Annotated in this window: 19 protein-coding genes and 2 tRNA genes; 11 read left to right on the forward strand and 10 right to left on the reverse strand. The window is 62.0% G+C overall.

The genetic code is table 11. From position 1 onward, the window contains the following. The first annotated feature begins 39 nt into the window (after positions 1-39). Complete coding sequence (locus AC5RK6_RS05120) at positions 40-2,163, forward strand: DNA gyrase/topoisomerase IV subunit B (RefSeq protein WP_435730843.1); 2,124 nt, start codon at positions 40-42, stop codon at positions 2,161-2,163. A 55-nt stretch (positions 2,164-2,218) separates the two neighbouring features. Further along, a complete protein-coding gene (locus tag AC5RK6_RS05125; RefSeq protein WP_320757484.1) occupies positions 2,219-3,253 on the forward strand; it encodes an N-acetyltransferase in 1,035 nt (344 codons plus the stop codon). Between the two features lie 95 nt (positions 3,254-3,348). On the opposite strand, the gene AC5RK6_RS05130 is transcribed toward AC5RK6_RS05125, so the two are convergent. Further along, entirely contained in the window at positions 3,349-5,781 is a 2,433-nt protein-coding gene (locus tag AC5RK6_RS05130) for a DNA gyrase/topoisomerase IV subunit A (RefSeq protein ID WP_320757483.1), read from the reverse strand. Positions 5,782-5,858: 77 nt separating this feature from the next. Between AC5RK6_RS05130 and AC5RK6_RS05135 the strand changes: the two genes are divergently transcribed. After that, positions 5,859-7,079, forward strand: a complete 1,221-nt coding sequence (locus AC5RK6_RS05135; RefSeq protein ID WP_320757482.1) for an alkaline phosphatase family protein — start codon at positions 5,859-5,861, stop codon at positions 7,077-7,079. Between the two features lie 32 nt (positions 7,080-7,111). Here AC5RK6_RS05135 and sepH read toward each other — a convergent pair whose 3' ends face one another. Further along, positions 7,112-8,359: a septation protein SepH gene (sepH, locus tag AC5RK6_RS05140; protein ID WP_320757481.1), complete on the reverse strand. Its 1,248-nt coding sequence runs from the start codon at positions 8,357-8,359 to the stop codon at positions 7,112-7,114. A 225-nt stretch (positions 8,360-8,584) separates the two neighbouring features. Here sepH and AC5RK6_RS05145 point away from each other — a divergent pair, with 225 nt between their 5' ends. The 4 genes from AC5RK6_RS05145 to AC5RK6_RS05160 all read left to right on the forward strand — a co-directional run bounded on the left by AC5RK6_RS05145 (position 8,585) and on the right by AC5RK6_RS05160 (position 10,745). After that, a complete protein-coding gene (locus AC5RK6_RS05145; protein ID WP_435730844.1) occupies positions 8,585-8,884 on the forward strand; it encodes a DUF4193 domain-containing protein in 300 nt (99 codons plus the stop codon). Between the two features lie 125 nt (positions 8,885-9,009). After that, positions 9,010-9,759, forward strand: a complete 750-nt coding sequence (locus AC5RK6_RS05150; RefSeq protein WP_320757480.1) for a DUF3710 domain-containing protein — start codon at positions 9,010-9,012, stop codon at positions 9,757-9,759. A 6-nt stretch (positions 9,760-9,765) separates the two neighbouring features. After that, complete coding sequence (locus tag AC5RK6_RS05155) at positions 9,766-10,017, forward strand: hypothetical protein (RefSeq protein WP_320757479.1); 252 nt, start codon at positions 9,766-9,768, stop codon at positions 10,015-10,017. 29 nt (positions 10,018-10,046) lie between these two features. After that, the gene (locus tag AC5RK6_RS05160) at positions 10,047-10,745 is read left to right on the forward strand and encodes a DUF3159 domain-containing protein (protein WP_320757478.1); all 699 of its coding nucleotides are present in this window, start codon (positions 10,047-10,049) and stop codon (positions 10,743-10,745) included. Here the strand turns inward: AC5RK6_RS05160 and AC5RK6_RS05165 are convergent. Both AC5RK6_RS05165 and AC5RK6_RS05170 read right to left on the reverse strand, forming a co-directional pair. Beyond that, positions 10,697-11,419 (reverse strand): potassium channel family protein, encoded by a 723-nt coding sequence (locus tag AC5RK6_RS05165; RefSeq protein ID WP_320757477.1) that lies wholly within the window; start codon positions 11,417-11,419, stop codon positions 10,697-10,699. The two genes, AC5RK6_RS05160 and AC5RK6_RS05165, sit on opposite strands and share 49 nt — an antisense overlap. After that, a complete protein-coding gene (locus AC5RK6_RS05170) occupies positions 11,416-12,063 on the reverse strand; it encodes a potassium channel family protein (protein ID WP_435715980.1) in 648 nt (215 codons plus the stop codon). The genes AC5RK6_RS05165 and AC5RK6_RS05170 overlap by 4 nt, the downstream gene beginning before the upstream one ends. Positions 12,064-12,117: 54 nt before the next feature. Here AC5RK6_RS05170 and AC5RK6_RS05175 point away from each other — a divergent pair, with 54 nt between their 5' ends. Both AC5RK6_RS05175 and AC5RK6_RS05180 read left to right on the forward strand, forming a co-directional pair. Then, positions 12,118-13,902, forward strand: coding sequence for an APC family permease (locus tag AC5RK6_RS05175; protein WP_493926376.1), 1,785 nt, complete (start codon positions 12,118-12,120; stop codon positions 13,900-13,902). Further along, positions 13,899-15,167 carry a class I SAM-dependent RNA methyltransferase gene (locus tag AC5RK6_RS05180; protein WP_320757474.1) on the forward strand — a complete coding sequence of 423 codons (1,269 nt, stop codon included), beginning with the start codon at positions 13,899-13,901 and terminating at the stop codon, positions 15,165-15,167. The genes AC5RK6_RS05175 and AC5RK6_RS05180 overlap by 4 nt, the downstream gene beginning before the upstream one ends. Here the strand turns inward: AC5RK6_RS05180 and AC5RK6_RS05185 are convergent. Then, positions 15,164-16,381 carry an HRDC domain-containing protein gene (locus AC5RK6_RS05185; RefSeq protein WP_320757473.1) on the reverse strand — a complete coding sequence of 406 codons (1,218 nt, stop codon included), beginning with the start codon at positions 16,379-16,381 and terminating at the stop codon, positions 15,164-15,166. The genes AC5RK6_RS05180 and AC5RK6_RS05185 overlap by 4 nt on opposite strands. 104 nt (positions 16,382-16,485) lie before the next feature. Further along, positions 16,486-17,052 (reverse strand): DUF3000 domain-containing protein, encoded by a 567-nt coding sequence (locus AC5RK6_RS05190; RefSeq protein ID WP_435730845.1) that lies wholly within the window; start codon positions 17,050-17,052, stop codon positions 16,486-16,488. Positions 17,053-17,118: 66 nt separating this feature from the next. Here AC5RK6_RS05190 and AC5RK6_RS05195 point away from each other — a divergent pair, with 66 nt between their 5' ends. Next, complete coding sequence (locus tag AC5RK6_RS05195; protein ID WP_320757472.1) at positions 17,119-18,162, forward strand: lipid II:glycine glycyltransferase FemX; 1,044 nt, start codon at positions 17,119-17,121, stop codon at positions 18,160-18,162. Between the two features lie 34 nt (positions 18,163-18,196). Here AC5RK6_RS05195 and treZ read toward each other — a convergent pair whose 3' ends face one another. From treZ to AC5RK6_RS05215, 4 genes are all read right to left on the reverse strand, one after another. Beyond that, positions 18,197-20,044: a malto-oligosyltrehalose trehalohydrolase gene (gene treZ / locus AC5RK6_RS05200; protein ID WP_320757471.1), complete on the reverse strand. Its 1,848-nt coding sequence runs from the start codon at positions 20,042-20,044 to the stop codon at positions 18,197-18,199. Then, the gene (gene treY, locus AC5RK6_RS05205; RefSeq protein WP_320757470.1) at positions 20,044-22,659 is read right to left on the reverse strand and encodes a malto-oligosyltrehalose synthase; all 2,616 of its coding nucleotides are present in this window, start codon (positions 22,657-22,659) and stop codon (positions 20,044-20,046) included. The genes treZ and treY overlap by 1 nt, the downstream gene beginning before the upstream one ends. A 10-nt stretch (positions 22,660-22,669) precedes the next feature. Next, positions 22,670-24,832 (reverse strand): glycogen debranching protein GlgX, encoded by a 2,163-nt coding sequence (gene glgX, locus AC5RK6_RS05210; RefSeq protein ID WP_320757469.1) that lies wholly within the window; start codon positions 24,830-24,832, stop codon positions 22,670-22,672. 52 nt (positions 24,833-24,884) lie between these two features. Further along, a tRNA-Val gene (locus AC5RK6_RS05215) sits at positions 24,885-24,956 on the reverse strand. A gap of 213 nt (positions 24,957-25,169) precedes the next feature. Between AC5RK6_RS05215 and AC5RK6_RS05220 the strand changes: the two genes are divergently transcribed. Then, a tRNA-Gly gene (locus tag AC5RK6_RS05220) sits at positions 25,170-25,242 on the forward strand. Positions 25,243-25,301: the final 59 nt, after the last annotated feature.

A 25,301-nucleotide genomic window follows, 5' to 3' on the forward strand; every position in this document is an offset into this window, starting at 1 on the left:
GCACCGGCTCGCGAACAACCGTTCGCGTAAACTACCGGTGTGTCAACTTCCGAAGAATACTCAGCTCGCCATCTCCAAGTCCTCGAAGGTCTGGAAGCCGTGCGCAAACGCCCCGGTATGTACATCGGCTCCACGGATTCGCGCGGACTCATGCACTGCCTCTGGGAAATCATCGACAACGGTATCGACGAAGCGCTGGAAGGATTCGCTACCCATATCACCGTCACCCTCTACGCCGACGGTTCGGTTGAGGTAACCGACGACGGCCGCGGTGTCCCCGTGGATACCGTCCCCGGAGTGGGGCTTTCCGGAGTGGAAGTTGTGTACACCCGCCTGCATGCCGGCGGGAAATTCGGAGGCGGATCCTATTCCGCTTCCGGCGGCCTTCACGGCGTGGGTGCCTCGGTAGTTAACGCACTCTCCGCGCGCATGGATGTGAAAGTCCGGCGCGGCGGCAAGGTCTACCAGATGCAATTCAAGCGCGGCGAACCGGGGCGTTTCCAGGACGGTACTCAGCCCTCCCCGGAGGCTCCTTTTGAAGCCTTCACCCACGGCAGTGAACTTGACACGGTCGGGAAAGTAGCGAAGAAGAATACCGGCACATCCGTGCGCTACTGGGCTGATCCCCAGATTTTCCTGGCCGAAGCAGAATTCTCCTATGATCTGCTCACCGAACGGGTACGCCAATCCGCGTTCCTGGTGCCCGGCCTGACCATCACCATTCGTGATGAACGCGGCCTGGCGGGCACCCCCGGGGAGAACGGCCCCTATGAGGAAGTGTTCCATTACGAGGGGGGCGTCGTCGATTTCGTGGACTACCTGGCCACCGATCCGGCCCTCACCGCCACCATGCACCTCACGGGCAGTGAAACCTTCACCGAAAACGTGCAGGTCCTCGATTCGGAAAGCGGGCATTTGCGCGCCCAGGAAGTTGAACGCACCTGCGAAGTAGATGTGGCTCTGCGCTGGGGAACCGGCTATGACACCACCACCGAATCTTTTGTGAATATTATTCGCACGCCCGGAGGAGGGGCGCACCAGAGCGGCTTCGAACAGGGCGTGGTGAAAACCCTACGGGCCCTGATCGATACCAATTCGCGGCGTCTCAAGCTCACCGCCAAAGACGCCAAAATCGAAAAAGACGATATTTTGGCCGGGATGACCGCTGTTGTCACGGTCCGGTTAGCCGAACCCCAATTCGAGGGGCAAACGAAGGAGATCCTGGGGACGGCGGCAGTGCGCCCCATCGTGGCGCGCGTCGTCGCCGCACAACTTCACAGTATCCTCGCGTCCACGAAACGTGACCAAAAAACTGAAACCTCCAGGCTCCTCGAAAAAATCGTGGCGGAAATGCGGGCGCGGGTGGCCGCGCGCGTCCATAAGGAAATCTCGCGGCGGAAAAACGCGCTCGAAAATTCCACCCTGCCCGCCAAGCTCGCCGATTGCCGCAGCGATGATATTGAGCACACCGAGCTTTTTATCGTCGAGGGTGATTCGGCGCTGGGCACCGCGAAACTGGCGCGTTCTTCGGAATTCCAGGCGCTGCTGCCCATCCGCGGCAAGATTCTTAACGTCCAGCGTGCCTCGCCCGCGGATATTCTGCGTAACCAGGAGGTCTCTTCCATTATTCAGGTGGTCGGGGCCGGTTCCGGGCGCACTTTTGACCTCGCGGCGGCGCGATACGGGAAAATTATTATGATGACGGATGCGGACGTGGACGGCGCCCATATCCGCACCCTCCTGCTCACGCTGTTCTTCCGCTATATGCGTCCCCTCGTGGAAGCCGGGCGGGTTTTCGCCGCGGTGCCGCCACTGCACCGCATCGAGGTGGCCGGGCGTGGCGGGAAAAAGGGCTCGTATATTTATACCTATTCCGAAGAGGAATTGCATCGGGAACTCAAGAAGCTCGAACGCGCCGGGAAAAGCTATAAGGAACCCATCCAGCGTTACAAGGGCCTGGGGGAGATGGACGCGCACCAGCTCGCCGAAACAACCATGGATCCCGCCCACCGCACCCTGCGGCGCATCCGCATCGAGGACGAGGCCGCGCTGCGGGAAGCCGAGTCCGTTTTTGAAGTATTGATGGGTAACGAGGTGGCTCCGCGTCGCGAATTTATTGTCGAGGGCGCCGACGATATCTCCTACGACAAGATCGATGCCTAAGATTCCGGGCCCGCGCTTCGCTACACTTGAGAGTCATACCCGTAAAGGAGGGCTCATGGGTAACGGCGCGATACTGTGGAGCGATCTCACAGCGGCGGATGGCCGCGCGATTTTCACGCTGCTCGATACCCACCAGAGTGCCGTGAACTCCAGCTTCCGCACCTCGCGCGAAGAAATTGATCTCATGTTTGAGCCCTCGGTTCCGCATAGTGTTTTCGGGTGGTACGACGACGCAGCACCGGTCCGGCGCCTCCTTGCTTTCGGTATCGTGCGCCTCTACGATGCGCGCACCGCGCATCCCACGGTTACCCTTTCAGCTAGTGTGCACCCCGGGCTGAGCCCGGAGCTGCGCGAACAGGCAGCTCGCGGGGTGCTCGCCGAACAATTGCGCCGAGCTCCGGCCCTGGCGGCCGGAACTCTCCACCCCGTGGCCGTGGCGAATGTGGAAAGTTGGGATCCGGAACGGGGGATGGCCCTGGCGGCTGCCGGCTTCACCGACCGGCTTTCCTACCTGCAAATGCGTCGGCCGCTCACCCGCGGACCGCTGCCCTTGCCGCCTTCCGCGCATGCTGAAAACAATGGTGTGGAGCTGGTTCCCCTGACCCCCGATTGGGACGACGCCGCACTTCTTGCCCATAATTCTTTTTACGCAGATAAATTGAATTACCCGATTTACACCCGGGAGCAGTGGCGCATCGAATGTGCTTTTATGCGCCGCGAATGGAGTTTCCTGGCGGTGGATACCCGCGGGGATCGGCCCCGGGTACTCGGGTGCATTATGACCGCCGCCTATGAGCAGGATTGGCCCGGGCTGGGATTCCGGGAGGGCTATGTTGATGAGCTCGCGGTGCGGGCCGAAAGCCCGGACGGGGTCAATGCCCGCCTGCTGGCCGCCAGTATTGCCGCCCAGGCAGATAGCGGCATGGATGCCACCACGTTGGATCTCACCGTCCACTACGAGCCGGACGGCACCTGCCTGACCCCCGACAGTGCGGCGCGCCTGAGCCTGTATGAAAGCTTCGGTTTCGAGGTTACCGAACGCACCCGGGTAGTCCACCACCCGCTCCCGGATATGCCAGCGCGGTCGTAAGAAGCCGCGTTCCGCGGCGGCGCGCGGTGCCTAGCCGCGTGTGCGAAGGCACGTACGAAGGCACGTACACTAAGGCGGGCGCTCGCGCCGCGTGGCTAGCTTCCGATAGCCGCAACCGGGACCGTCAGGGCACTGCCCGAAGCATCCCGCTTCTCCTCAACCGCGGGTAGTTCAACCGGCTGGCCGGAGGCCGTGATGGCGCGCAGCGGCTCTGGGCCGATAGCGGCCAGTGCCACAACATTTTCCCCGCGCAGGAAACGCTGGGCGCGCACCCCGCCCGTACCGCGGCCTTTTGCGGGGAAACGATCCAGGGGCGTGACCTTGGCACTACCCGGTTCGGTACCCGGGAGCGCCTGCGCATTCGAGGCAATCGTGACCACCAGGGAACCGGCAAGATCATCACCGGGCACCACCCCGAGGGCAATGACCTGGGCACCTTCCGCGCAGCGAATCCCGGCAATGCCCTGGCCGGCCCGGCCCTGCGGGCGCACCAATGATGCCTCAAAGCGCAATAACTGCGCATCGCTGGTGATAAGTACCACCTGGTCGGTATCGCGGGCCAGCGCGCAGCCCACCACGCTATCGCCTTCAGCCAGGGTAATAACTTCCCAGCTCTCCCTATTCGGGTAAGCACCGTTCACCCGCTTAATCCTCCCGTGCGCGGTGGCGAGGGTGAGCACTGGATCACCCTCTGCGGCGGTGAGAGGAGCCAGCCCGATGATGCGTTCCCCGGAGTCCAGAGAAACAAGATCGGCCACCGGGGTGCCCCCGGCTAGCGAGGGTGCCCCCGCGGTATCCGGAAGTGCGGGGACAGTAAGTACATCCAGGTCGATCATGCGCCCGTGGCTTGTCACCACTCCGATATGCCCGCGGGCCGTGGTGGCAACCCGCGAAATAATCGCATCGTGGGCTCGACGCGGGCCGCCGCGTTCGGGAGCATCGCCACCCGCGGTGCGCGCCACCAGCCCGGTCCCCGAAAGTAACACCCACGTCGGATCATCGGAAACCTCCAGGGGGAGAGCTTGCGGGGCCGCGGCGCTGGCCGCCCCATCCGATTCCAGGAGCACGGTGCGCCGCGGAGTCCCAAATTGCTGGGCCACTTCCGTCATCTCAGTTGCCACTACCTCCCGCAAACGTTCGGGCGACCCCAAGATTTCTTCCAGCTCCGCAATCGTGCGTTCCAGCTCCTCACGGCGCCCTTCCAGCTCAATCTGCGAATACTTCGTGAGGCGGCGCAGCCGCAGCTCCAAAATATAATCAGCCTGAGCCTCGGACAGATCAAAAACCGCCATGAGCCGCTCGCGCGCCGCCGCGGTATCATCCGAAGAACGAATAACCGCGATCACCTCATCAATATTGAGGACGGCAATAAGTAGGCCCTCCACCAGGTGCAGATCAGATTGCGCGGCCCGTAAACGGTGCTCACTGCGCCGGCGCGTCACCGTGATACGGTGCGCAATCCACACCCGCAGCAGCTCCAGCAGTCCCAGGGTTTGCGGCTGGCCGTCAACCAAAGCCACATTATTAATACCGAAAGAATCCTCGAGCGGAGTGTGCTGGTACAGCTGGGCGAGTACTGCTTCGGGGTGGAACCCATTTTTTACTTCGACGACGAGCCGCATACCATGGTGCCGGTCCGTCAGGTTCTGGACCCCGGAGACGCCCTGGATTTTCTTGGCGTTAACGGCGTCCTTGAGCTTGTCAATGATCTTTTCCGGACCCACAAGATAGGGCAGCTCCGTAATAACGATGCCGCGCTTACGCGCGGTGATTTTTTCGATGCGCGCCGTCGCCCGGGTTCGGAAAATCCCGCGCCCGCTTTCGTATGCTTCACGGATTCCGTCCAGGCCAATAATTTTGCCGCCTTCGGGCAGATCCGGACCGGGGATAAAACGCATAATGTCGTCGAGGCTCGCATCCGGGTGGCGCAGCAGGTGCTTCGCCCCGTTAATAACCTCAATAAGATTATGCGGCGGAATATTGGTCGCCATTCCCACCGCAATGCCAGAAGAGCCGTTGACCAGCAAATTCGGGATCGCGGCCGGGAGTACCTCGGGCTGTTGGAGCGTGTTGTCATAATTGGGGACCATATCGACAACGTCCTCGTCGAGCGAGGAAATCATTGCCATGGCCGGGGCAGCTAGGCGTGCCTCGGTGTAGCGCGAGGCAGCTGGCCCGTCGTCGAGCGATCCGAAATTACCGTGACCGTCCACCAGCGGTAGCCGCATGGTGAAAGGCTGGGCGAGGCGCACCATCGCATCATAAATAGCGGTATCACCGTGGGGGTGGAGGCGTCCCATTACGTCACCCACCACACGCGAAGATTTCACGTGCGCGCGGTCGGGGCGCAGGCCCATCTGCCCCATCTGGAAGAGAATACGGCGCTGCACCGGCTTGAGACCGTCGCGAGCATCGGGCAGGGCACGCGCGTAAATCACCGAGTAGGAATACTCGAGGAAGGACGTGCGCATCTCCTCCGACACGTTAATATCGACGATATGTTCCGCGGGGCTCGTATTCTTGGGCATTGCTCAATTATCCCGCTTTTTGGCCGCGCGCGGGGCGGCGGCACAGGAGTGTCGGGGCGGAAAGTAGACTGAGAGGCATGACTGAGCTTCCTGTGTTGCCCGGGGCGCGCTCCCTGCGTGCCGTCTTGGGTGAATGTTTGGCCGCCTGCGGGGTGCTGCCCGAAACGGAAAACCCGGCGGCTGAAACGGAACGGGTGGATGGCCCCACAGCGGGCCGGGCGAGCGTGCCACATACGCGGGGGGAGGGCGTGCCTGATACGCAGCGGGCGAGCGTGCTGGACTTGCCGCGGGCCAGCCGGGTCTGCCTCGTCCTCGTGGATGGCTTAGGAGCGGAAAACCTGGCGGTGCGCATCGGCCACGCGCCCACCCTGCGTGCCTTGACCGCGCGCGAACCACTCACCTCCACGGCACCGTCTACCACCGCCGCAGCGCTCACCACCCTGGGCACCGGGGCGCTCCCCGGGTGTACCTCGATGCTGTCCTACTCCCTGCGTTCCCCGCGTACCGGCCGTAACTTTTCCCTGATTAGCTGGGAGGATAGCGGGCTTGACCCGGAAGAATGGCAGCCGGTGCCCACCTGGGCGCAGCGCCTGGAGGTCGCCCGCCCCGGCACGGCCACGCAGCTGGGTGCCATCCAAGATCCTGACCATATCGGTTCGGGGCTGACTCGGGCGGCCTGGCGTGGCTTTACCGCTATCGGGGGGCTGGCCCTCGATGACCGGGTCCACCTGGCCGCCCGGTTCCTGCGCGAGGGTGGGCGTTTCGCCTACCTGTATTGGGGGGAGGTTGATCACCGCGGGCACCGCTGGGGAGCCACCAGTGAGGAATGGACCATGGCGCTCGAAGATCTGGATGCCGGTATCCGCCTGCTCACCCGATTGCTCCCCCCGGATACTCTGCTGGTCCTCACCGCAGATCACGGCATGGTTGATCCGAGCGAACGTATAGATGTGGCCACCACGCCCGTGTTAAGCGAAGGCGTGGATCTATATTCGGGGGAGGAACGCGCGGTTCATCTTTACACCCGGGAACCGGAAAAAGTGGCGGCGCGCTGGCGGGACTACCTGGGGGGGCGCTCCTGGGTGTACACCAAAGAAGAAGCCATCGCGACCGGCATGTTCGGGCAGGTTACCGCGCAGTCACGCGAAGCTATGGGCGATGTGCTCGCTTTCCAGCGTGGCCACCTGAGCGTGGTCCACACCGGGCACATGCAGCCGGGGGCCACCTTTATGCGCGGGGTCCACGGTTCGCTTACTCCCACGGAAATGCTTATTCCCTTGCTTTTGGAGCTCAAGTAGCGCCGGAATGCGTAGCGGTGTACCCGCCCAAGCTAGTCTTTTTTACCGAAGACAATCTCATCCCAGGACGGCATGGTCGGCCGATCGGTGCGCTTGCGCCCGCGCCGTGCATCGGTACCTGCCTGCGCTGTTTTCTCTGGCGCACTTGCCGGCGCGGTTTTTTCGGCAGCCGGCACGCTAGCCGAGGCAGCGCCAGCCGCACCGCTCGCCTCAGTTGAGGCATCGGACGGTCCGCCATCGGCATCGGAGGCAGCACCCGCACCAGAAACCGTGCCCGCGGCTGAGCCAGCGGCCCCGCTCTCATCTGAAACGGAAGCCGGGCGGAGCACCGGGGCCTGGGTGAGTTCCTCGGGCTCCAGCAGCGCCCGCTGACCGGGTAGCTGCCCCTCGCGCGAGGGCAGGGAAACGATGGTGGCCGGAGCCCGCAACTCCTCCTCATCTTCGGGAGCCCGGTGCGCCCCGTCCCACTCATCGGGATCAATATCATGATCGGCATCCGGCATGGGGCGTGACTTACCCCGCTGGGAATCAAGCGAGGCCAGCACCTCATCAATAGAGGCCCGGGCCGGGGGAGTATCCGCCGCGCTCGGGAGGGCAGCTGGGGAGGTCGGTACCGCGGCGGGAACCGCCGCGGGCGGCGTCGTACCGGAAAAAACAGTATCCGCAGCTCCTGCCACCACCGCGGGAGTGTGATCCGGGCGCCACGGGCCAGCATCGGCCGTGAGCGACGTTTCCGACAGCCACGAGGCCTCATCATTACGGGACTGAAGAGTATGGCGATCCGTGTCGATAAACCAGCGGGCCTCGTGCTCGCGCCCGGCGGATACAAAACGGACGATCAGCGCCCAGGGTTGCCCCGCTTCGCGCACCGCATCCCAGGTGATCGAGGCGGTATCCACATCGCGGGCAACAAGTCGGGATGTGACGAGTTCTTCAACTGTGAAACCGCCCACGTCGCGCCCGAGAGTGTAGTTACGGGCCTGCGCGGCGGTGTAGTTACGTTCGGCAATAATGGGATACGCCAGGGCGGAGATGCGTGAGGGAGGCAGCGCGGCCATCTCGGAAATATCGTCCACGCTACGGCCGGCACGCACGAGAGCTTGGATTTCACGCGGCCCCATCGGGGTGATCTCCTCATCGGGAGTGCTGGGATGGGGATCCTTGCGCAGGGCAGCACGCAGATCATCGGTGACGGGCAGCAAATAGCGATTACCCTCCTCATCGTTGAGCGTGAGGTTGTGACCGTCGGGTTGCAAGCCGAGCAGCTCCAGCTTTTTCATCTCTTCCCTTACTCTTGGTACCACTCTTAGGGTGCCACCTCCGGGCCCGAAAAGCAGGTATTGGGCGCGGGTGTGTTTCCAAGTGCCGCGCGTGCTGTTACACTAAGCGCGCAGTACCACCCGTCAGGACCATACGCGAGGGCGGAAAGATCCGTTTCTCGCGGGTGGACGCCGGTTCGTGCGGAATCCACCGCATGGACCCCGGCACTTTTGGAGAGTGACTTTATGGCAACAGATTACGATGCTCCGCGTAAGCAAGACGAGGAGCTCCGCGAGGATTCTTTCGAACAGCTCGCCGGGCGGCGCTCGGACCAGCAATCCGGTGCGGTTGACGAGGACGAAGTCGAAGCGGCCGAAGGCTTTGAGCTTCCCGGCGTGGACCTGTCCAATGTTGAGCTATCCGTCAATGTGATTCCCGCCCAGGATGATGAATTCACCTGCTCACAGTGTTTCCTGGTTCACCATCGCTCCCAATTGGATCACGTGGAAGACGGCCTGCCCGTCTGCGTGGATTGCGCGGGCTAACCGGAAGTACGACGACGCCGCGGCCCTTCGGGCCGCGGTATCTCACCACAGCGCATCTCAACACGGTGCGACTTCCCTCATTAGACTAGAGGGAATGAAGGAATCGGGACGAGGAGTATAAAGCTATGGCATGGTTCTCACGGCGGAAGAAAAACACGACCGCGGCATCGCAGCTGGAAGAACGTGAAGAAACCGGCCAGAACCTCGCTGCGGAAAATTCCGGCGTGGTGGAAAGTGGTGGAGAGGCCGCTGCCGGAGCTGAAGCTCGCGCTGTAGGCCCGAAGGAACGCGGCCCCTACGATGAATCCGAGGCCCCGGAGAATCCCGCTCTTATTGACGGCGGTGCCTTGCGACTACCGATTCTGCCCGATGCCACCATGCAATTCTCCGTGGATCGCGAACGTCAGGTCGTGCTTGGCGTGGTCTACGTGATGGGGGATTCCGCGGTGCAATTGCAGGTATTCGCCGCACCGAAATCCGCTAGCCTGTGGGAGGATATCCGGGTAGAAGTGATTTCCTCCATCGCCAACCAGGGCGGGCGTTTCCAGGAAGCCGAAGGGGAATACGGCCCGGAAATCCAGGCCCAGATGCCCGCGGAGAACGGTCGGGTACCGGTGCGCTTTATCGGTATTGACGGCCCGCGCTGGCTGCTGCGGGTAGCCGTGACCGGGCGCGGGGCGGTAGATCCGGAGCGCGGTACCGAGGTACTCCACCGCGTCCTCGATGATCTGGTGGTGGTGCGTGGTTCTCAAGCTATCCCGCCGCGCGAACTGCTTCCCCTCGCTCTTCCCCAGCAGGGTGAGCCGGAACCAGAAACTCCTGATACCGGAATCGAGCTCCCCAAGCGCGGCCCGGAAATCCAAGAGATCCACTAGATACCCATGGCTACACCGGTGTGGGTGACGGGGGATATTATCGCCATCACGTACCCGGGCGCACCCGGAGGGAGTGGCGCCCATACCCCGGAAGTACGTATCGCTGTGGAAACCACCGCGGGGCTCCTCACCCTTATTTTCCAAGGGCGGCGCACCATCGACTGCGTGCGGGTCGGGGACCGTATTCGTGCCCGGGTAGTGCCATTGCGGCGCAGGGGCGTGCTGGTAGCATATAACCCGGAATATATCGTGCTTTAGCGAGCACCCCTGAACAGCCGGGAGGCCACATGGATACCACCACACCCGGCGGCGGTCTGCGCGCGGTTCTCGGGGAAGAATTCGACGCTTGGAAAGCAATAGGCGGGGTGCGCGGCGTTATCGAAGCTAATGTTCCCGCCCTTGTTTTTGTGATTATTTATTTAGCTACCCGCAATATTCCCCTGGCGGTCCTCGTTCCTCTGGGCATGGCCGTTCTGGCTATCGTGGTGCGGCTCATCCAGCGGATCGACGTGATGCCGGCCCTCGGCGGGCTTTTTGTGGTTGGAATCTCGGCCTTTTTCGCCTGGCGCTCCGGACGCGCGGAAACCTATTTCCTTCCCGGTTTCCTCACCAATGCCGCTTACGCGGTAGGAGTGACTATTTCCCTTCTCATCCGCCGGCCCATCATGGGATATATTATCGGGATGCTGCGCGGGGATATTGCCTCGTGGCGCAACGCCACCCACCCGGCCGCTCGGCTCACCTACCGGCGCTATACCCGCATTACATGGCTGTGGCTCGCCATGTTCGCCGGCCGCGTCGTCGTACAACTGCCCTTCTTTATCAGCGGCAATACCGCAGCGCTGGGCGTTATCAAAATTATTGCCGGCCCGGTGCTTTTCTGCCTTATCCTCTGGGCCACCTGGCTACTGGTGCGTGGCCTGCCCCCGGCCAGGACCTACCTGGAGCCTTCCGAATCTACGGCGGCCTCTCCTTCCGCATCTTGAGCGGGGGCCGGGCGGGGCCGGAAATAGCCCTTGAGGGCGGACATATCCACATCGTCCCCGCCATCAATGAGGAGCACCTGATCATCCACATCCACGATTAAATCGGCATCGGCGGTCAGTGGCACACCATCACGAATAATGGCGTTAATGGCGACTCCGGAGGGCAGCTCAATATCGCTGATGGCGCTTCCCACCACCGGGGCATCAGCGGATACCGAAACTTGCCACAGACTCGCCCCGCTGCGATGGAAACGCATGACCTGGGTGAGCGACCCATCCGAGACCGCATCTTCCACCAGGGAAGCCATAATGCGCGGGGTGGAAACCGTGACATCCACACCCCAGGCATCGGTGAACAACCATTCATTACGCGGGTTATTGACACGCGCGATGGTGCGGGCGATACCGAACTCGGTTTTTGCCAGCAAAGACACCACCAGATTTACTTTGTCATCCCCGGTGGCGCACACGATAATATCGGCCTCCGCCGCGCCCGCTTCGCGTAATGCGGGAACTTCGCAGGCGTCAGCCAGATGCCAATCCGCATCCGAAGCACTCGAAATACGCATAGCGGAGGGCTTTTTATCCACGATAGAGATCGAATGCTCGGATTTGAGAAGTTCGCGGGCCACCGACACCCCGACGGCGCCAGCCCCAATAATGAGAATATTCACTGCGCACCTTCCGATTTGAGCAGCATATGTTGTACGCCGGAGGCGTCCGCGGAAGCCACGAGCACTTTGAGAGTATCCCCGTCCTGAATAACGGTGTCACTGTGGGGGAGGAGCCCGGCCAGGCTACGGATAATATAGGCGACCCGCGCCCCGGTTTCGTCTTCCACATCCGCCACGGTGCGCCCGAACCAGCGGCGATCCACCGCAACTTCAATCAGGGAAATCCGGGCGAGGGGATCGCGGAATTCGTGGTGGGGTCCCAGCGGAATGAGTTCGCGCAGCACCCGGTCCGCCGTCCAGCGCACCGGGGCCACCGTGGCAATTCCGAGCCGTTCGTAGATAATCGCGCGGGTGGGATCGTAGACACGAGCCACCACATTGGTCAAGCCAAAAGTTTCGCGCGCCACCCGGGCTGCGATGATATTCGAATTATCGCCCGAGGATACGGCGGCGAAGCCGGCGGCGTCGTCGATATTCGCGCGCGCTAAAACATCGCGATCAAAACCCACGCCGGTGATCTGCTGCCCCGGGAAATCTTCGGGGAGCTTGCGGAAAGCTTCAGCGTCCTGGTCGATAATGGCCACCGAATGGCCAATGGCGGAAAGCGAGAGCGCCAGCGCGGCACCCACGCGCCCGCATCCCATAATTACGAAGTGCACTACATTACGCTACCGCAAAGCGGGTACCGTATCCTAGTGATGAGAAAATTATCGTTCCTGGGGATGTCCCAGTACGTGGGCGCGGCTACCTGCGTCTGCCTGGCGGTGGTGTTGCTCCCACGCAGTATTCAACGCGGGGCACCATTCGCGAACCCCACCCTCGTGGGCGCCATGGCGCTGGCGGGGGCCGCGGTGCTTGCGCTCGTGGTGGCGGCCACCATCGCGGCTTCTCGCGTGGTGCCAGGCAAAGCCGCGCACCAGGTCGTTTCACGCTATATCTCACCAGCTTTCGGGACGGTTGCCGCTGCCGCACGTTTCGCGGCTTTCGCGCTGCTCCTGGTCCTGGCCGCTGGCCTGGTAGGTATGGCGGTGAATGCGCTCACCCCGTTGGCAGTGGACGGGCGTCTCATTCAGATCCCGCTGGTCGTGGTCTGCGCCCTGCCCGCGCTGCTGCATTGGCGTTTACCGCTGGCGGGCGCCTTGCTCGCCGTGCTCGCGGCGAGCGGGGTGATTATCGCAACCCTTGTCACCGGGCTGGTGCGCGAAGCCCGCGGCACCGTCTCCCTCGCGGACCTCATCACCAACCGCGCCGAAGAACTACCCGGTTCCCAAGCTATCCACCCGCTCGGAAATACTTTTGTCATTATGTGCTTCCTGGCCGCGGTGGTCCTGCTGGTTGGTGGGCGCATCGGTACCGGGCGCGAACGTTTCTTAGGGCCGCGCGCCCTGAGCACCATTGCCGGTGTTGCCGCGGTGGTGCTTTCGGGCACGTTCTATCTGGAAATGCGCTTGGATATCCTCACGGTCCCGGTGGGCCTACCCAGTATCGTTATGGGTACGGCGTTTTGGGGAAGTACCGGTCGTATTGTCACCGCCATTGCCTTCGGCTTCCTCGGGTTAGTCTGCGTTTTCGTGGTTTACGAGCGCCTCCCGCGGCTGTTGCGGGAACTTGCATTCGACGGCGCCCTGCCCGCTCGCCTCGCCGCCCCGGAAGCTTTCCGGGCCCGCAGCGGTGTTGTGCTGCTGGTTGCGGTTCTCGCTGGCGCTCTCGGGGTATTTTTGTCGACGACGCACGCCGGTGTCGTCGCCCTTGTCTTTGTATGTTTCCTTATATTTACGCTGCATTGCGCGGCGCTCTCCCTGCGCGGTGGGCAGATCCTTAAAACTTCGGAGCGGCGGGAGGAACGCCGGGCTGCGCATGCCTCGCGCTGGGGTTTCGCTTTCTTCGCGCTGGCGGGATTCGTTGTCCTCCTCGTCACGGTGGCCATGCAACCTGCCTGGACCCTCACGTCGCTCGCGGCGGTGGCGGTGCCCACCGCGGGGATGCTCATCGCCCAGCGCGGGCGCGGAAAGATGAGCGCCCACCTCAAACCCTTGGATGTAGGAGCGGGGCGGAGACTTCCGGTCCGTACCCACGCGGTGGTATTGGTTCAAGAACTCAATTTGCCGACTTTGCGGGCGGTTACCTACGCGCGGGCCTTGCGGCCCTCCACCTTGACCGCGCTCACCGTGGACCTGAGCGAAAGCCGTACCGCCGCGCTGCGCGCCGCCTGGAGCCAATCCCAATTGCCGGTGGGCCTGACCGTGCTGGGTAGTCCCACGAGCGGGGCGCGCGGGCCGCTCGTGGACTACATTCGTTTCCTCCTCGACACCCACCCGCAGGATATTGTGCTGGTTATCGCGCCGAAAGTGGTATCCACGACCCTGTGGCATCGGGTGTACCTGCGCCGATCCGTACCCCCACTTTTCGCTGACCTGTCCTATGACTCGCGCCTCATGCTGGTGCAAGTTCCCTACCAAATCCACTCGGGAGAAGACCTGTGACCACACCCGCTGCTCAAGCTCATTATTCGACCGTCGATATCACCCTGGAAGATATCGGCCACGGCGGTATTGCCATCGGGCGTGCCGACGGCAAAGCGATTCTGGCTCGCTTCGGGCTGCCCGGGGAACGCGTGCGGGTGGCCCTTACCGAGGAACGCGCCCGCTTCGCCCGCGGGGATGTGATTGAGGTCCTCGGCGATCCGTCGCCGTACCGCCAGGCCCATCCCTGGCCGGAAGCCGGACCCGGGGGAGTGGGCGGTGCAGACCTGGGACACGTTGTGTTTGACTACCAGCACGAGTGGAAAACCCGGGTCCTTAGCTCAACTCTCCGTAGGATTGGTGGCCAAGCTCTCAGTGATCATCTGGAAACACAGGGGATCGTTCCTGCGGTCACGGCTCTGGAATCCGACCGCGCTAGCGGCGGTTGGGCGAGCCGCACTCGCATTGACGTGACTGTGACCTCGGGACGTTTCGGAATGTTCCGCGAAGGCAGCCGTGAGGTTCTGCCCATCACTTCTATGCCCCTCGCCGTCCAGGAGATCGAGGAGCTGGGGCTGTGGGACGGACGTTACCTCACCCGGCTCGCCCGCAGCCTCGGCCCGCTGCGCGATGGCCAGCGGGTGCGTATCCTCGCGCCCTCGGCCAGTCCGCTCGCGGTGAGCGTCGGCGGGCGCACCTTCGATGCGACCGGCGCGGAATGCTCCCCCTTTGTGCGAGAAGAGGTGCACGTGGGGGAGGAGAACTACTGTTACCGGGTGCGAGCCTCCGGTTTTTGGCAGGTGCACCGCGATGCGCCAGCCACCCTTATCGATCTGGTGACCCGCGCCACCGGCGCGGAGCCCGGCGACCATATTCTCGAACTTTACGCGGGTGCCGGTTTGCTTACCGTGCCGCTGGCTCGCGCGGTCGGGGAAACCGGCCGGGTGGAAAGCCTGGAAGGTGCGCGTACCGCGGTGGAGGACGCCCGGGCGAATCTGCGGCCCTACCCGTGGGCGCGTGCCCGTACCGCTGCTATTTCCGCGCGTGATATCGACGACGCCGATATCCTCCTCGCCGATCCTCCCCGGAGCGGCTTGGGAATCGCGGCGGCCCGGGCCGCCGCAGCGAGCCGGGCCCGCCGGATAGTTCTCGTTTCCTGCGATCCGGCCGCGTTGGCCCGTGATGTGGCCACGATGGTGGAGTCCGGGCGAAGCGTGGAGTCCATGCGTGCTGCCGACCTCTTCCCCAATACCCACCACTTTGAAGTGGTGACAGCGCTGTGCTAAGAGCGCACCGCTGCGGCAATCCAGGCCGCGGTATTCTCCACCTGCCAGGGGCGTGCCCCCAGCTCGGCCAGCGCATCACCAATGGCGGGGGCGGTATGCGCTACCCGGCGGCGCAACAGACGCGCCAGCTCACGCTGCACGGCAGGTTTGAGGAGTACATCGTGGCGGATTCCCAGCTCCGCTGCGCGTTCCTGAACCGCGCTGCGCACGTGGTCAAGTAGGTGCGGGATTCCGCGTTCGGCGCGTCGGGAGGGGCGGGCCGGGGCGAGTTCGGGAAGTTCAGCGCTCGGCAGTGCCCAGGCCTGGGCCACCGCCTGCCACAAGGCCGGAGCCAAATACTGTTTCCCGCAGGTACGCAACGGCCTGGAGGTACGCACATCAGCCAGGGAGCGCGGGCGACGCCGTGCCAGGGCCGCGATATCGGCGCGGGAAAGTACCAGATCCGGGGCGGTATCTGTGGTCTGGGCGATGCGATCCCGGGCCTGCCACAGGGCCCGCACCAGGGCGAGATCGCGCCGGGAAGAAAAATCCTGGCGGTGGGTGGCGCGCCGCCACGGTTCTGCGGGAGCTGCTTTGGGAGGCCGGGTGCGGATCTCTTCAAATTCTTGGGCCGCCCATTCCAGGCGCCCGGCCCGCTCCAGGCGCTCGAGTTGCACGTGGCGCAGGGGAGCGAGCAATTCCACGTCGAGCGCGGCATAAGAACGCAGCTCATCGGCGAGCGGGCGCTCTGACCAATCCGCTTGCGAATGTTCTTTGGCGAGGAGCAATCCTAGATTTTCCGCGAGCTGAGCCTGGAGGGAAATACGTTCATCACCCAAGAGCAACGCGGCTACTTCGGTATCAAAAAGTTTGCCCGGTCCCGGCCGTAAACCCAGGTCTGCCAGGGAGGGCAAATCCTGATCGGCAGCGTGCAAAATCCACACGGCATCGCCAAGAATCGCGGCCAGCTCCGGGTAGTACTCCTCATTTCCTACCGGATCGCATAGCAGTGTTCCCGAGCCCTCGCGGCGCAGTTGAATCAGGTAGGCCCGGGCAGAATAACGGATTCCCATGGCGCGTTCCACATCTACCGCGACGGGGCCGCTGCCGCGCCGCAACCGTGCAAGTGCGGGGCGATAGGCGGAACCGGTGGTGAGCGGGGGGATACCTTCACGCGGGGTATCCACATGGACCCGGGTGGGATCTTCGCTCCAGCGAATAGAAGAAGACGTCATAACCTCACAACTGCATCAGACTAGGGATCGCGGTTAATACTAGCGGGACTGCGCAGGCGCGGGGTTGCCACGCGCAGGAGTGCCACCTCCTAGCGGGATCGCACCTAGCGAGCTGGCAGCGCCGTCGTTCCTTCCGGAGCTAGGCCGCAGGCCAGCGCAATAAAACCTGCCCAGGCGCGCACGTGGTGATAAAGATCGGGGCTGTTCGGCGTCCAGGAGGCCCGTAATTCCACTTCGGTCAGGGAGGAGGAGAGTTCCAGCCCGCCGAAGGTTTCGTTGTACATGCGGGTCACGGTGCCGACCAGGTGGTGGTAGTCAGCTCCGTGCGCATCCAAAGTATCGGCCAACCACGCCCAGGCTACTTCGCCGAGCAGCGGATCGCCGGCCATGGCCGCATCCATCGGCGCCCCCATATGGCATACGATCCGGAAAGTTCCGTGCCAGGCCTCCTGGCCGGCCGGGTCATGAAGCACCACGAAGCGGGCTCCTCCGCGGTAGTTATCCGGTTCCATCGCTGTCGAATCGTTAATCTCAGCTTGAAGCGCAACGGCCCACGGGGCTATACGCTTGGGCGGCGGTATCTGCACGATGTGCAGCTCGGGACGAAACTCGTGCCCGCGCAGGCTATCGAGCGCGGTGAGGAAGTCCTCGGGTGCATGAATCTGAGACACGTTAGTTACCGTAATGCGCCGGTGCATGGGTTTTAGCCAGGCGCGCCGCGCGGGTAGGATGGCGGCATGTCTACACTCTCGCTGTCGCGGATCGATGACACCACCTACCTGGACCTGGCCGCGGGCCACGGATTGCCCCTTGAGCAGCTACCCGCCTGGGATCGCTATGAGGATGCACTTCCCGGTCACGCACCTTTCGGGCGTTTCCTGTGGCGTGATAGCGCCGGCCAGCCGCGTGCCCTTATTTCTCTCACCCGGATGGAAGGGCGCGGTTTTACTTACCTGTGGGCGAAAAAAGGCCCGGTGTGGTTGGGGGAACGGCCCACGGCCGGCGAAGAACTGGAGTTTCGGACCGCGCTGGCGCAGCTGGTGCGGCGCGCGGACCGCGGTCTCGCTTTTATGAGGATTCACGCCTGGCACCGGGCTCCGGATCTGCACGAATTACTGCAGACGGTTACCTATGATCGCACCGTGGTGGTCGACGTCGCACGCCCGGATGCGGAGATCCGGGCGAGTTTCTCCAAGTCGGGACGCCGTCAGGCACGTAAAGCCGAGGCGGAAGGCCTGGAATTTTGTGACGAAACGGAGCGGGCCCGGGAAGTATTCCCGGAGCTGTACGCCATCCTCACCGAAACTGCTACCCGTGATGATTTCGGGGCGGCACCGATGAGCCAGTACGTGACGATGCTGGAATCTCTGGGCCCGGATAACGCCCGGTTATTCGTGGCGCGCGCGGAGGGGCGGGCACTAGCTTGGCAGATTGTGCTCGCCACCGATGATCTCGGGGAGGCCTATTACGGGGCGACCAATGCGGAGGCACGCCAGCGCCACGCTTCTATGTTCATGGATATGCATACGATGACGTGGCTGCGCGAAACCGGGCGGAAATCTTATGATCTTATGGGAGTACATTCGGAGCGCGCCCCGCAACTGGAAGGCGTGACCGGATACAAACAAAAATTTGCCCCGGATTTCACCGAGGTGGCCGGGGCCTGGGATGTTCCGCTGCGTCCGCGCTACTACCGGGCGCTCAAGTTCGCCCTGCACGCGAAGCGCGCCGTCGCGCGCACGGTGCGTGCCGCGCGCGAACGTCTGGGGCGCAGCAGGTAGGCAAAGCTTCCTCAGCGCGAGTCGCGTCTCGGGCCTAGGTATTGTGGGGGCTGAGAACCGCGAAGCCAGGACCGGAAAAATCAACGTAGGATTCGGCCACGGTAACGCTGCCCCAGATGAGGAGCGTATGCAGCTGCCCTGCCTCGGGTGGTAGCTGCACCCGGGTAGGAAGCGCGGTTTCCGTGGCCGGCGTGCGGGCCGGTGTTTCGCCGGGGAGCGGGGAGGTCGCTGCCCCTACATGGAAAACCACGAAGCTCGCTCCGCGCCGGTAATAACCCGCAGTGCCCAAGCGTACAATCTCTGAATCTTCTCGCTGCGGGGAAGCAAAATCTGGGTGCTCACGCCGCAGCCGCACTAGCTCCCGGGTCACTTCGAGATAACGAGCATGGGAAGGTTCTTCTAATTCTGCCCAGTTCAGGTGCGATTGGGTGAAAGTGGAAAGCGCCTGGGGCGGGGGAATTTTACCGGCGTGTTCACCCCAATCCCAGTCGCGAAATTCCGCAATCCGCCCCGCGTCCACACGTTCTCCCAGCTCCGGAGTGTGATCGGTGAAGAATTGGAAAGGTGTGGAAGTACTCCACTCCTGGCCCATAAAGAGGAGGGGCGTAAAGGGGGAGAGCAGCATGAGCGCGTCGGCGACGAGGGCGCGTTCGGCGCTCAGGGTATGGGAGCGGCGGTCTCCCAGTGCGCGGTTACCCACCTGGTCGTGATTTTCGGTATAGACAAGGAAACGGCGCGAATCAAGCGCATCGGGCACCGGAGAACCCCAATTCTGATTCCGGAACGTAGAGAAATTACCGTCGTGCACGAAGACGCGGCGCATGGCCTTCTCCAGGGCTCCGGGTAACGCAAAATCCCCGTAATAGGCGAAATTTTCCCCGGTTGCATAGGTATGTAGGGCATGGTGGATATCATCAGCCCATTGCATATCCATACCGTAGCCACCCTCACGGGTGGGGCGCAGCATCCTCACATCATTGAGGTCCGATTCTGCCACGAGCGCGATATGCCGCCCACTCTCCGCGGCGAAAGCCGCGGCGGCGTCGGATAATTCTGCGAGGATGTGGTGATCGGAACGGTCCCGGATCGCGTGGACGGCGTCAAGCCTAAAAATATCCACGTGGTAGTCACGGGCCCACTGGAGCATATTGTCGATAAAATAACGCCGCACCGGGCCGGAATCCGGGCCGTCCACGTTCACGCCCGGGCCCCACACGGAAGAATAGCGATCCGTGGTGTAGGGGCCGAACTCCGCCAGGAAATTCCCGTCCGGTCCGAAATGGTTGTAGACCACATCCAGGCACACCGCCAGTCCGGCGCGGTGCGCGGTCTCTACGAAACGTGCGAAACCCGCCGGGCCGCCGTAATTTTCGGTGACCGCATAGATATCCACGCCGTCATAGCCCCAATTGCGGGTGCCGGGCACCGGGCAAATCGGCATGACCTCGACGATATCCACCCCGAGGTCGCGCAGGTACCCGAATTTTCGCGCCGCTGCCTCAAAAGTCCCTTCCGGGGTGAAGGTGCCGATATGCAGTTCGTAAAACACTTTGCCGAGCGGATCAATCCCGGGGAAGGGCGAAAATTCGAAAGCGTCGAGATCAACAGTTTCGGAGGGACCCATGACTCCTTCGGGTTGGCGCCGGGTACGCGGATCAGGCAGCCCCGTTCCGCCATCCAGACTGATGCGGTAGCGGGTGCCGGCGGGGAGGGCGGTATCGAGAATCCACCATCCCGGTCCGCTAGCTAGAGCAGCGCCGTCGCGCCCAGAGCGAGCTGCCGTCATATCTGAGGCTGTGACCGGTCGGAAGGGGAGGCGTTCCCCGTCCACGAGGGCATCAACGCTCGCGCGTCCCGGTGCCCACACGCTCAGCGGTTCCATTAATCGCCGCTCCTTTCGGTGCCGGCTTCGGGATGCGCTTCGGTGCGGTGTCCGGATCCAGTTTCGCGCGGAATTTCGGCTTCGCAGCGGGCATAGACCGCCACCGGCAGGCTTGCGCAGGCATCCCGGACGAAGAGCTGAGGCCCCTCGAGCTCGCCGTCCGCCAGAACATTGCGCCAACGGCCGGGCGGGAGGACGATATGCGCATCGCCCCAGCCGCCGGCCAGTTCCTGGCGGTGCGCGAGACGCGAGACCAGCACAATAACATCCGGCTCTCCGTCCAGAGTGCGGGTAAATGCAAAAATATTCCCGGTGGTAGCAGCTAGCGGCTCGTAACCTGAACGCAGTGAAACGAAAGTATCAGGGCGGTCGCGACGCAGGCGTAAGAGGCGCGAGGTCACCCACATTTTCTCTTCATCGACGCTCGCTTGCGCGGGTAGCGCCTCCGCGGCATCTAGGTGGTCGAGAATATCGACAAGGCGCTGGTAATTGACCGGGCGGCGGTTATCAGGATCGACTAGCAAATTCCGGGTAATTTCCTCTCCCTGATAGGTATCGGGCACCCCGATAAGGGTGAGAGCCAGCACCTTCGCGGCGAGGATACGTGCGCGGCGCGCCGGCCGGGTATGCTCCCACCAGGCCGTGAGCTCAGCCACCGATTCCGGGGTGGAAATCACCGAACGAGCATAGGTAAAAAGTCCGGTTTCCAATGCTTCATTCGGCTCCGTCCAGGTGGTCCAAGTTTTTTGTTCCCGGGCGGCCTTGCGCAGGTAATCAATGAGGCGATCAGCTTCGATCGGTCCGTTATCCGTCCACGTTCCGATAATTGTTTGCCACATGAGATTTTCGATCTGGCCATCGAGCTCAGCCGGGCGGGAGGTGGCGTGCCGTTCACGTAGCCCTTTGAGAAGCTCAATCCATTCGGTGGGGTAGTCCGCCAGGGTGGCAATAGCGGCGCGAGTATCTTCTCCCCGTTTGGTGTCATGGGTGGTGAGCGTGGTCATCATCGCAGGCCAATCGGCCATCATCTGCCGGGTCCAGGTATGCAGTTCATCAGGGGTGATCGATGCACGCCGCGGATCGGATCCCACCTCCGTTGCCGAGGTGAGCGCGGTATAGCGATAAAAAGCGGTGTCCTCCACACCTTTGGCCATGACCGCTCCGCATACCTGCTGGAAACGGATAATTGCCTCATTCCGGGAGGCGTCGTGGCGTTTTGCGGCCGAGCCAATTTCTCGCCCGAGCAAAATATCCACCACAACATCCAGGGTTTCGCAGCGATCCTCGGAAAGTAGTCCCCGGGCGCGTTCCGCGGCTTCGAGGAGTGCAGCTTCGGCACTGGCATGCGGTTTTTCGCCGGGAACCACATACGCTCGGTAGCGGTCCATGCAGATGACGAGCGCGGAAACAGCATCGTGCAAGGAGCGTTGGGAATGATCGCGCAGGCGCAGGTCGTCGTGGCATACTTCCGCCATGAGTCGCGCCATCCGTTCTACTTCCGCCTGGAGAGAAGAATGCATAATCTGATGTTTCGCCTCGCGCTCCAGAACCGGATACGGCTCGGTGGTATGGGAAAGATGCACGAAATTCGCGGTGAGGGAGCGCACTCCCTCCGGGTCTGTTAGCAGTGCTCCAATGCGCCAGGATGTTTCGTACCCGGTGCACCCCGCGCATTTCCAATCCGAGGGGAGTTTCTCATTACCTTCTAGGATTTTCTCCGCTACGATCCACGCCCCGCCGGTTGCCTCGTACAGGCGCTCCATATACTGGCGCGGATCGGCGAGCCCATCGGGATGATCGATACGGAATGCATCAATAAAACCGGCGTGGAAGAGCTCCAGCAGCAGCGCGTGGGAGGCGTGAAATACCTCGGGATCCTCTACCCGAATCCCCGCGAGGGTATCCACATCAAAAAATCGTCGGTAATTAAGTTCTTCTTCAGCTACTCGCCAATAGGCGAGCCGATAGTGCTGGCGTAGCAGCAGTTCTGCCAGCGGTAGAAATTCGGTGCCTTTCCGGACCGGGAAAATGTGGTCATAGTAGCGCAGTACCGGAACTTCGCCGTCGTCCTCATAACCTGGTACGACGACGTGATCGAGCGCAATTGCCTCCCGGGCCAGCGCCGTACCCACGCGTTCGCCCAGCACCGGGATGAGGATCCCATCGTCGCTGGACTCCACGTCAATATCGAACCAGGAAGCGTAGGGCGACTCGGGCCCGTCGCGCAGCAGGGACCACATGGCTCGATTGAGGTAGAGCGGGGTGGGCATCGCCATATGGTTGGGAACCACATCAACGATGATGCCGAGGCCAGCAGCGTGCGCCGCATTCGCAAAAGCCTCAAAACCGTCCCGCCCACCCATCGGCTCGGAAATCCGGGTGTGATCAACTACGTCATAGCCGTGCGTGGATCCCGGGGCTGCCTGGAGGATGGGGGAGCAGTACACATCGGTAATCCCGAGCTGCACGAGGTAGGGGAGCAGGGCGGTGGCATCCGCGAAGGTGAAATGGGGACCGAGTTGCAGTCGATACGTGGACACGGGTTGGCGCTGCCCGGCGCCGGGTACGTGGGAACGTAGAGCTGGAATACTGGAGGTATCAGTGATTGCGGTCATACTTTCGAGCTTAGCGCACGGTCGGCGTAGTTTTCTGAGCACCGGCCAGGGCATCATCGATATCTTCTTCGGAGGGCTCATGCACGAAAACGCGCATCGAGCGCCCGATCAGACTGGTGGTATCCCCGGAAGCGAAAATCAGCTGGGGATTCACCTCCGCCGCGGTATTAACCACCTCTGTCCATTCGCGGGCGTAGTCGCCGCCGGGGATTGCGAACTCAACTTCGTCGTCGCCCGCATTGAACATGAGGAGGACATCATCATCAATAATTGGGTTCCCGCGCTCATCAGGTTCGCGGATGCCAGCGCCGTTGAGGAAAACCATCAGGGCACGCGCGAAACCGGAATCCCAATCGGAATCTTCCATCTGGCTGGAATCGGGGCGGAACCATTCGATTTCCGGCAGACATCCTTCACAAACAGGATCGAAACCGGAAACGAAACGCCGGCGCCGGAAGACCGGGTGGTTCTTGCGGAAAGCAATCGCTGCCCGCGTGAATTGTAAAATATCCATCTGGCGGTCATCGAGATCCCAATCCACCCAGGCGATCTCATTGTCCTGGCAGTAGGTGTTGTTATTACCGCCCTGGGTGCGCCCAATTTCATCACCGTGGGAAATCATTGGCACGCCTTGAGAAAGTAGCAGGGTGGAGATGAAATTACGGATTTGGCGTTCGCGCAGATCGAGAATATCGGGATTGTCCGTGGGGCCTTCTTCCCCGCAATTCCAGGAGCGATTATTAGATTCTCCATCCGCGTTGTTCTCACCGTTGGCTTCGTTGTGTTTCTCGTTATAGGAAACTAGATCGCGCATGGTGAAACCATCGTGCGCGGTCACGAAATTAATGGAGGCAAAGGGGCGGCGCCCGGAGGATTCGTACAGGTCTGCGCTGCCCGTCAGGCGCGAGGCGAATTCCGGAAGGGCAGCGGGTTCCCCGCGCCAGAAATCACGCACGGTATCACGGTATTTGCCGTTCCATTCTGTCCATAGCGGGGGGAAGCCTCCTACCTGGTAGCCACCTTCGCCCACATCCCAGGGTTCGGCAATGAGTTTGACCTGGGAAATGATGGGATCCTGCTGGATGATGTCAAAGAAGGAGGAGAGCTTATCTACCGCGTGAAGTTCCCGGGCCAGAGTGGAGGCTAAATCGAAACGGAAACCATCCACGTGCATCTCCGTCACCCAGTACCGCAGTGAATCCATAATCAGTTGGAGGGTGTGCGGGGAGGTCATATTCAGGGAGTTCCCGGTCCCGGTGGTATCGAAATAGTGCCGTGGGTCATCGGGAACCAGGCGGTAGTAGGACCGGTTATCGATACCTTTGAAGGATAGGGTGGGGCCCATGTGGTTCCCTTCCGCGGTGTGGTTGTAGACCACGTCAAGGATGACCTCAATATCAGCTTCGTGAAAAGCTTTGACCATGGCCTTAAACTCATCGACCTGCTCCCCGCGCGACCTGGTGGCGTAGCCATCATGGGGTGCAAAGAAGCCGATGGTGTTGTAACCCCAGTAATTGCTCAGCCCTCGATCCTGGAGCGAGGTGTCATTGATAAATTGGTGCACCGGCATAAGCTCAATAGCTGTCACCCCCAGCGAGGTGAAGTAGTCGAGAACGGGTGGGTGGGTCAGGCCCTGGTAGGTACCGCGCAATTCTTCGGGAACATCCGGGTGGCGCTGGGTGAAGCCCTTCACGTGCGTTTCATAAATAATGGTCTCGTTATATTCATGCTTGGGTGGGCGGTCATAACCCCAATCGAAATAGGGACTGATGACCACGGAGACCGGTACGTGGCCCAGCGAATCCAAGGTGCATGGTTGCGAAGGATCGTTGAAATCATAGGAAAAGACTTCCTGGGCATTCGTGATATTACCTTCGATCGCTTTGGCGTACGGATCTAGAAGGAATTTGGAAGGATCGCAGCGCAGACCGTGGGCCGGATCGTAGGGGCCGTGCACGCGATATCCGTAGCGCTGCCCGGGTCGAATCGAGGTGAGGTAACAGTGCCAAACATTGGCATCGACTTCCCGCAGTTCCACACGGGTTTCCTTATTGTTATCGTCAAGCAGGCAGAGCTCGATTTTCTCAGCCACGGAGGAGTAGATCGCGAAATTCGTGCCGGTGCCGTCGAAAGTAGCGCCCAGCGGATACGGGTGTCCAGGCCAAATTCTCATACCTGAGTATCTCATACGAAAGTGGGAATATACTGAAAATCTAGTGAAACGGTGGGCGATACTGGGTTCGAACCAGTGACCTCTTCGGTGTGAACGAAGCGCTCTACCACTGAGCTAATCGCCCGGGCGACCGTAACGGCCCGTGCATCACGCAAGCTTATAGGGGGCGAGCGGTGAAACTCAAATTTAACTAACGTGGTGTGCACCTCACTGCCCCGGTTTGACCGGGCGCTCGGAAAGTCGCTATAGTTTTTCGATGTCATCGACGTCGCCGCGGCGGTTCCCGCCACGGTATAGCCTGGCCGGCAGGTTTGGTTAGTGATTGTTGAGTGGCCGCGCGGATGTAGCTCAGTTGGTAGAGCGCAACCTTGCCAAGGTTGAGGTCGCGGGTTCGAGCCCCGTCATCCGCTCGGATGTGAAGAAAGGCAAAGCGGCACACGGTGCCCATACTCCTCTCACGTATCCGGAC

This window comes from Actinotignum sp. usb-actsch-213 (genome assembly GCF_059085665.1).

What these genes read in the sequence shown, in the direction of transcription:
- treZ (WP_320757471.1), bottom strand. Translation starts at nt 20,044, where the DNA reads ATGGAACCGCTGAGCGTGTGGGCACCGGGACGCGCGAGCGTTGATGCC.
- AC5RK6_RS05130 (WP_320757483.1), bottom strand. Translation starts at nt 5,781, where the DNA reads ATGCCCAAGAATACGAGCCCCGCGGAACATATCGTCGATATTAACGTG.
- AC5RK6_RS05135 (WP_320757482.1), top strand. Translation starts at nt 5,859, where the DNA reads ATGACTGAGCTTCCTGTGTTGCCCGGGGCGCGCTCCCTGCGTGCCGTC.
- AC5RK6_RS05170 (WP_435715980.1), bottom strand. Translation starts at nt 12,063, where the DNA reads ATGGGATGCGGGCGCGTGGGTGCCGCGCTGGCGCTCTCGCTTTCCGCC.
- AC5RK6_RS05155 (WP_320757479.1), top strand. Translation starts at nt 9,766, where the DNA reads ATGGCTACACCGGTGTGGGTGACGGGGGATATTATCGCCATCACGTAC.
- AC5RK6_RS05125 (WP_320757484.1), top strand. Translation starts at nt 2,219, where the DNA reads ATGGGTAACGGCGCGATACTGTGGAGCGATCTCACAGCGGCGGATGGC.
- AC5RK6_RS05150 (WP_320757480.1), top strand. Translation starts at nt 9,010, where the DNA reads ATGGCATGGTTCTCACGGCGGAAGAAAAACACGACCGCGGCATCGCAG.
- glgX (WP_320757469.1), bottom strand. Translation starts at nt 24,832, where the DNA reads ATGAGAATTTGGCCTGGACACCCGTATCCGCTGGGCGCTACTTTCGAC.
- AC5RK6_RS05195 (WP_320757472.1), top strand. Translation starts at nt 17,119, where the DNA reads ATGTCTACACTCTCGCTGTCGCGGATCGATGACACCACCTACCTGGAC.
- AC5RK6_RS05145 (WP_435730844.1), top strand. Translation starts at nt 8,585, where the DNA reads ATGGCAACAGATTACGATGCTCCGCGTAAGCAAGACGAGGAGCTCCGC.
- AC5RK6_RS05185 (WP_320757473.1), bottom strand. Translation starts at nt 16,381, where the DNA reads ATGACGTCTTCTTCTATTCGCTGGAGCGAAGATCCCACCCGGGTCCAT.
- AC5RK6_RS05160 (WP_320757478.1), top strand. Translation starts at nt 10,047, where the DNA reads ATGGATACCACCACACCCGGCGGCGGTCTGCGCGCGGTTCTCGGGGAA.
- treY (WP_320757470.1), bottom strand. Translation starts at nt 22,659, where the DNA reads ATGACCGCAATCACTGATACCTCCAGTATTCCAGCTCTACGTTCCCAC.
- AC5RK6_RS05175 (WP_493926376.1), top strand. Translation starts at nt 12,118, where the DNA reads ATGAGAAAATTATCGTTCCTGGGGATGTCCCAGTACGTGGGCGCGGCT.
- sepH (WP_320757481.1), bottom strand. Translation starts at nt 8,359, where the DNA reads ATGAAAAAGCTGGAGCTGCTCGGCTTGCAACCCGACGGTCACAACCTC.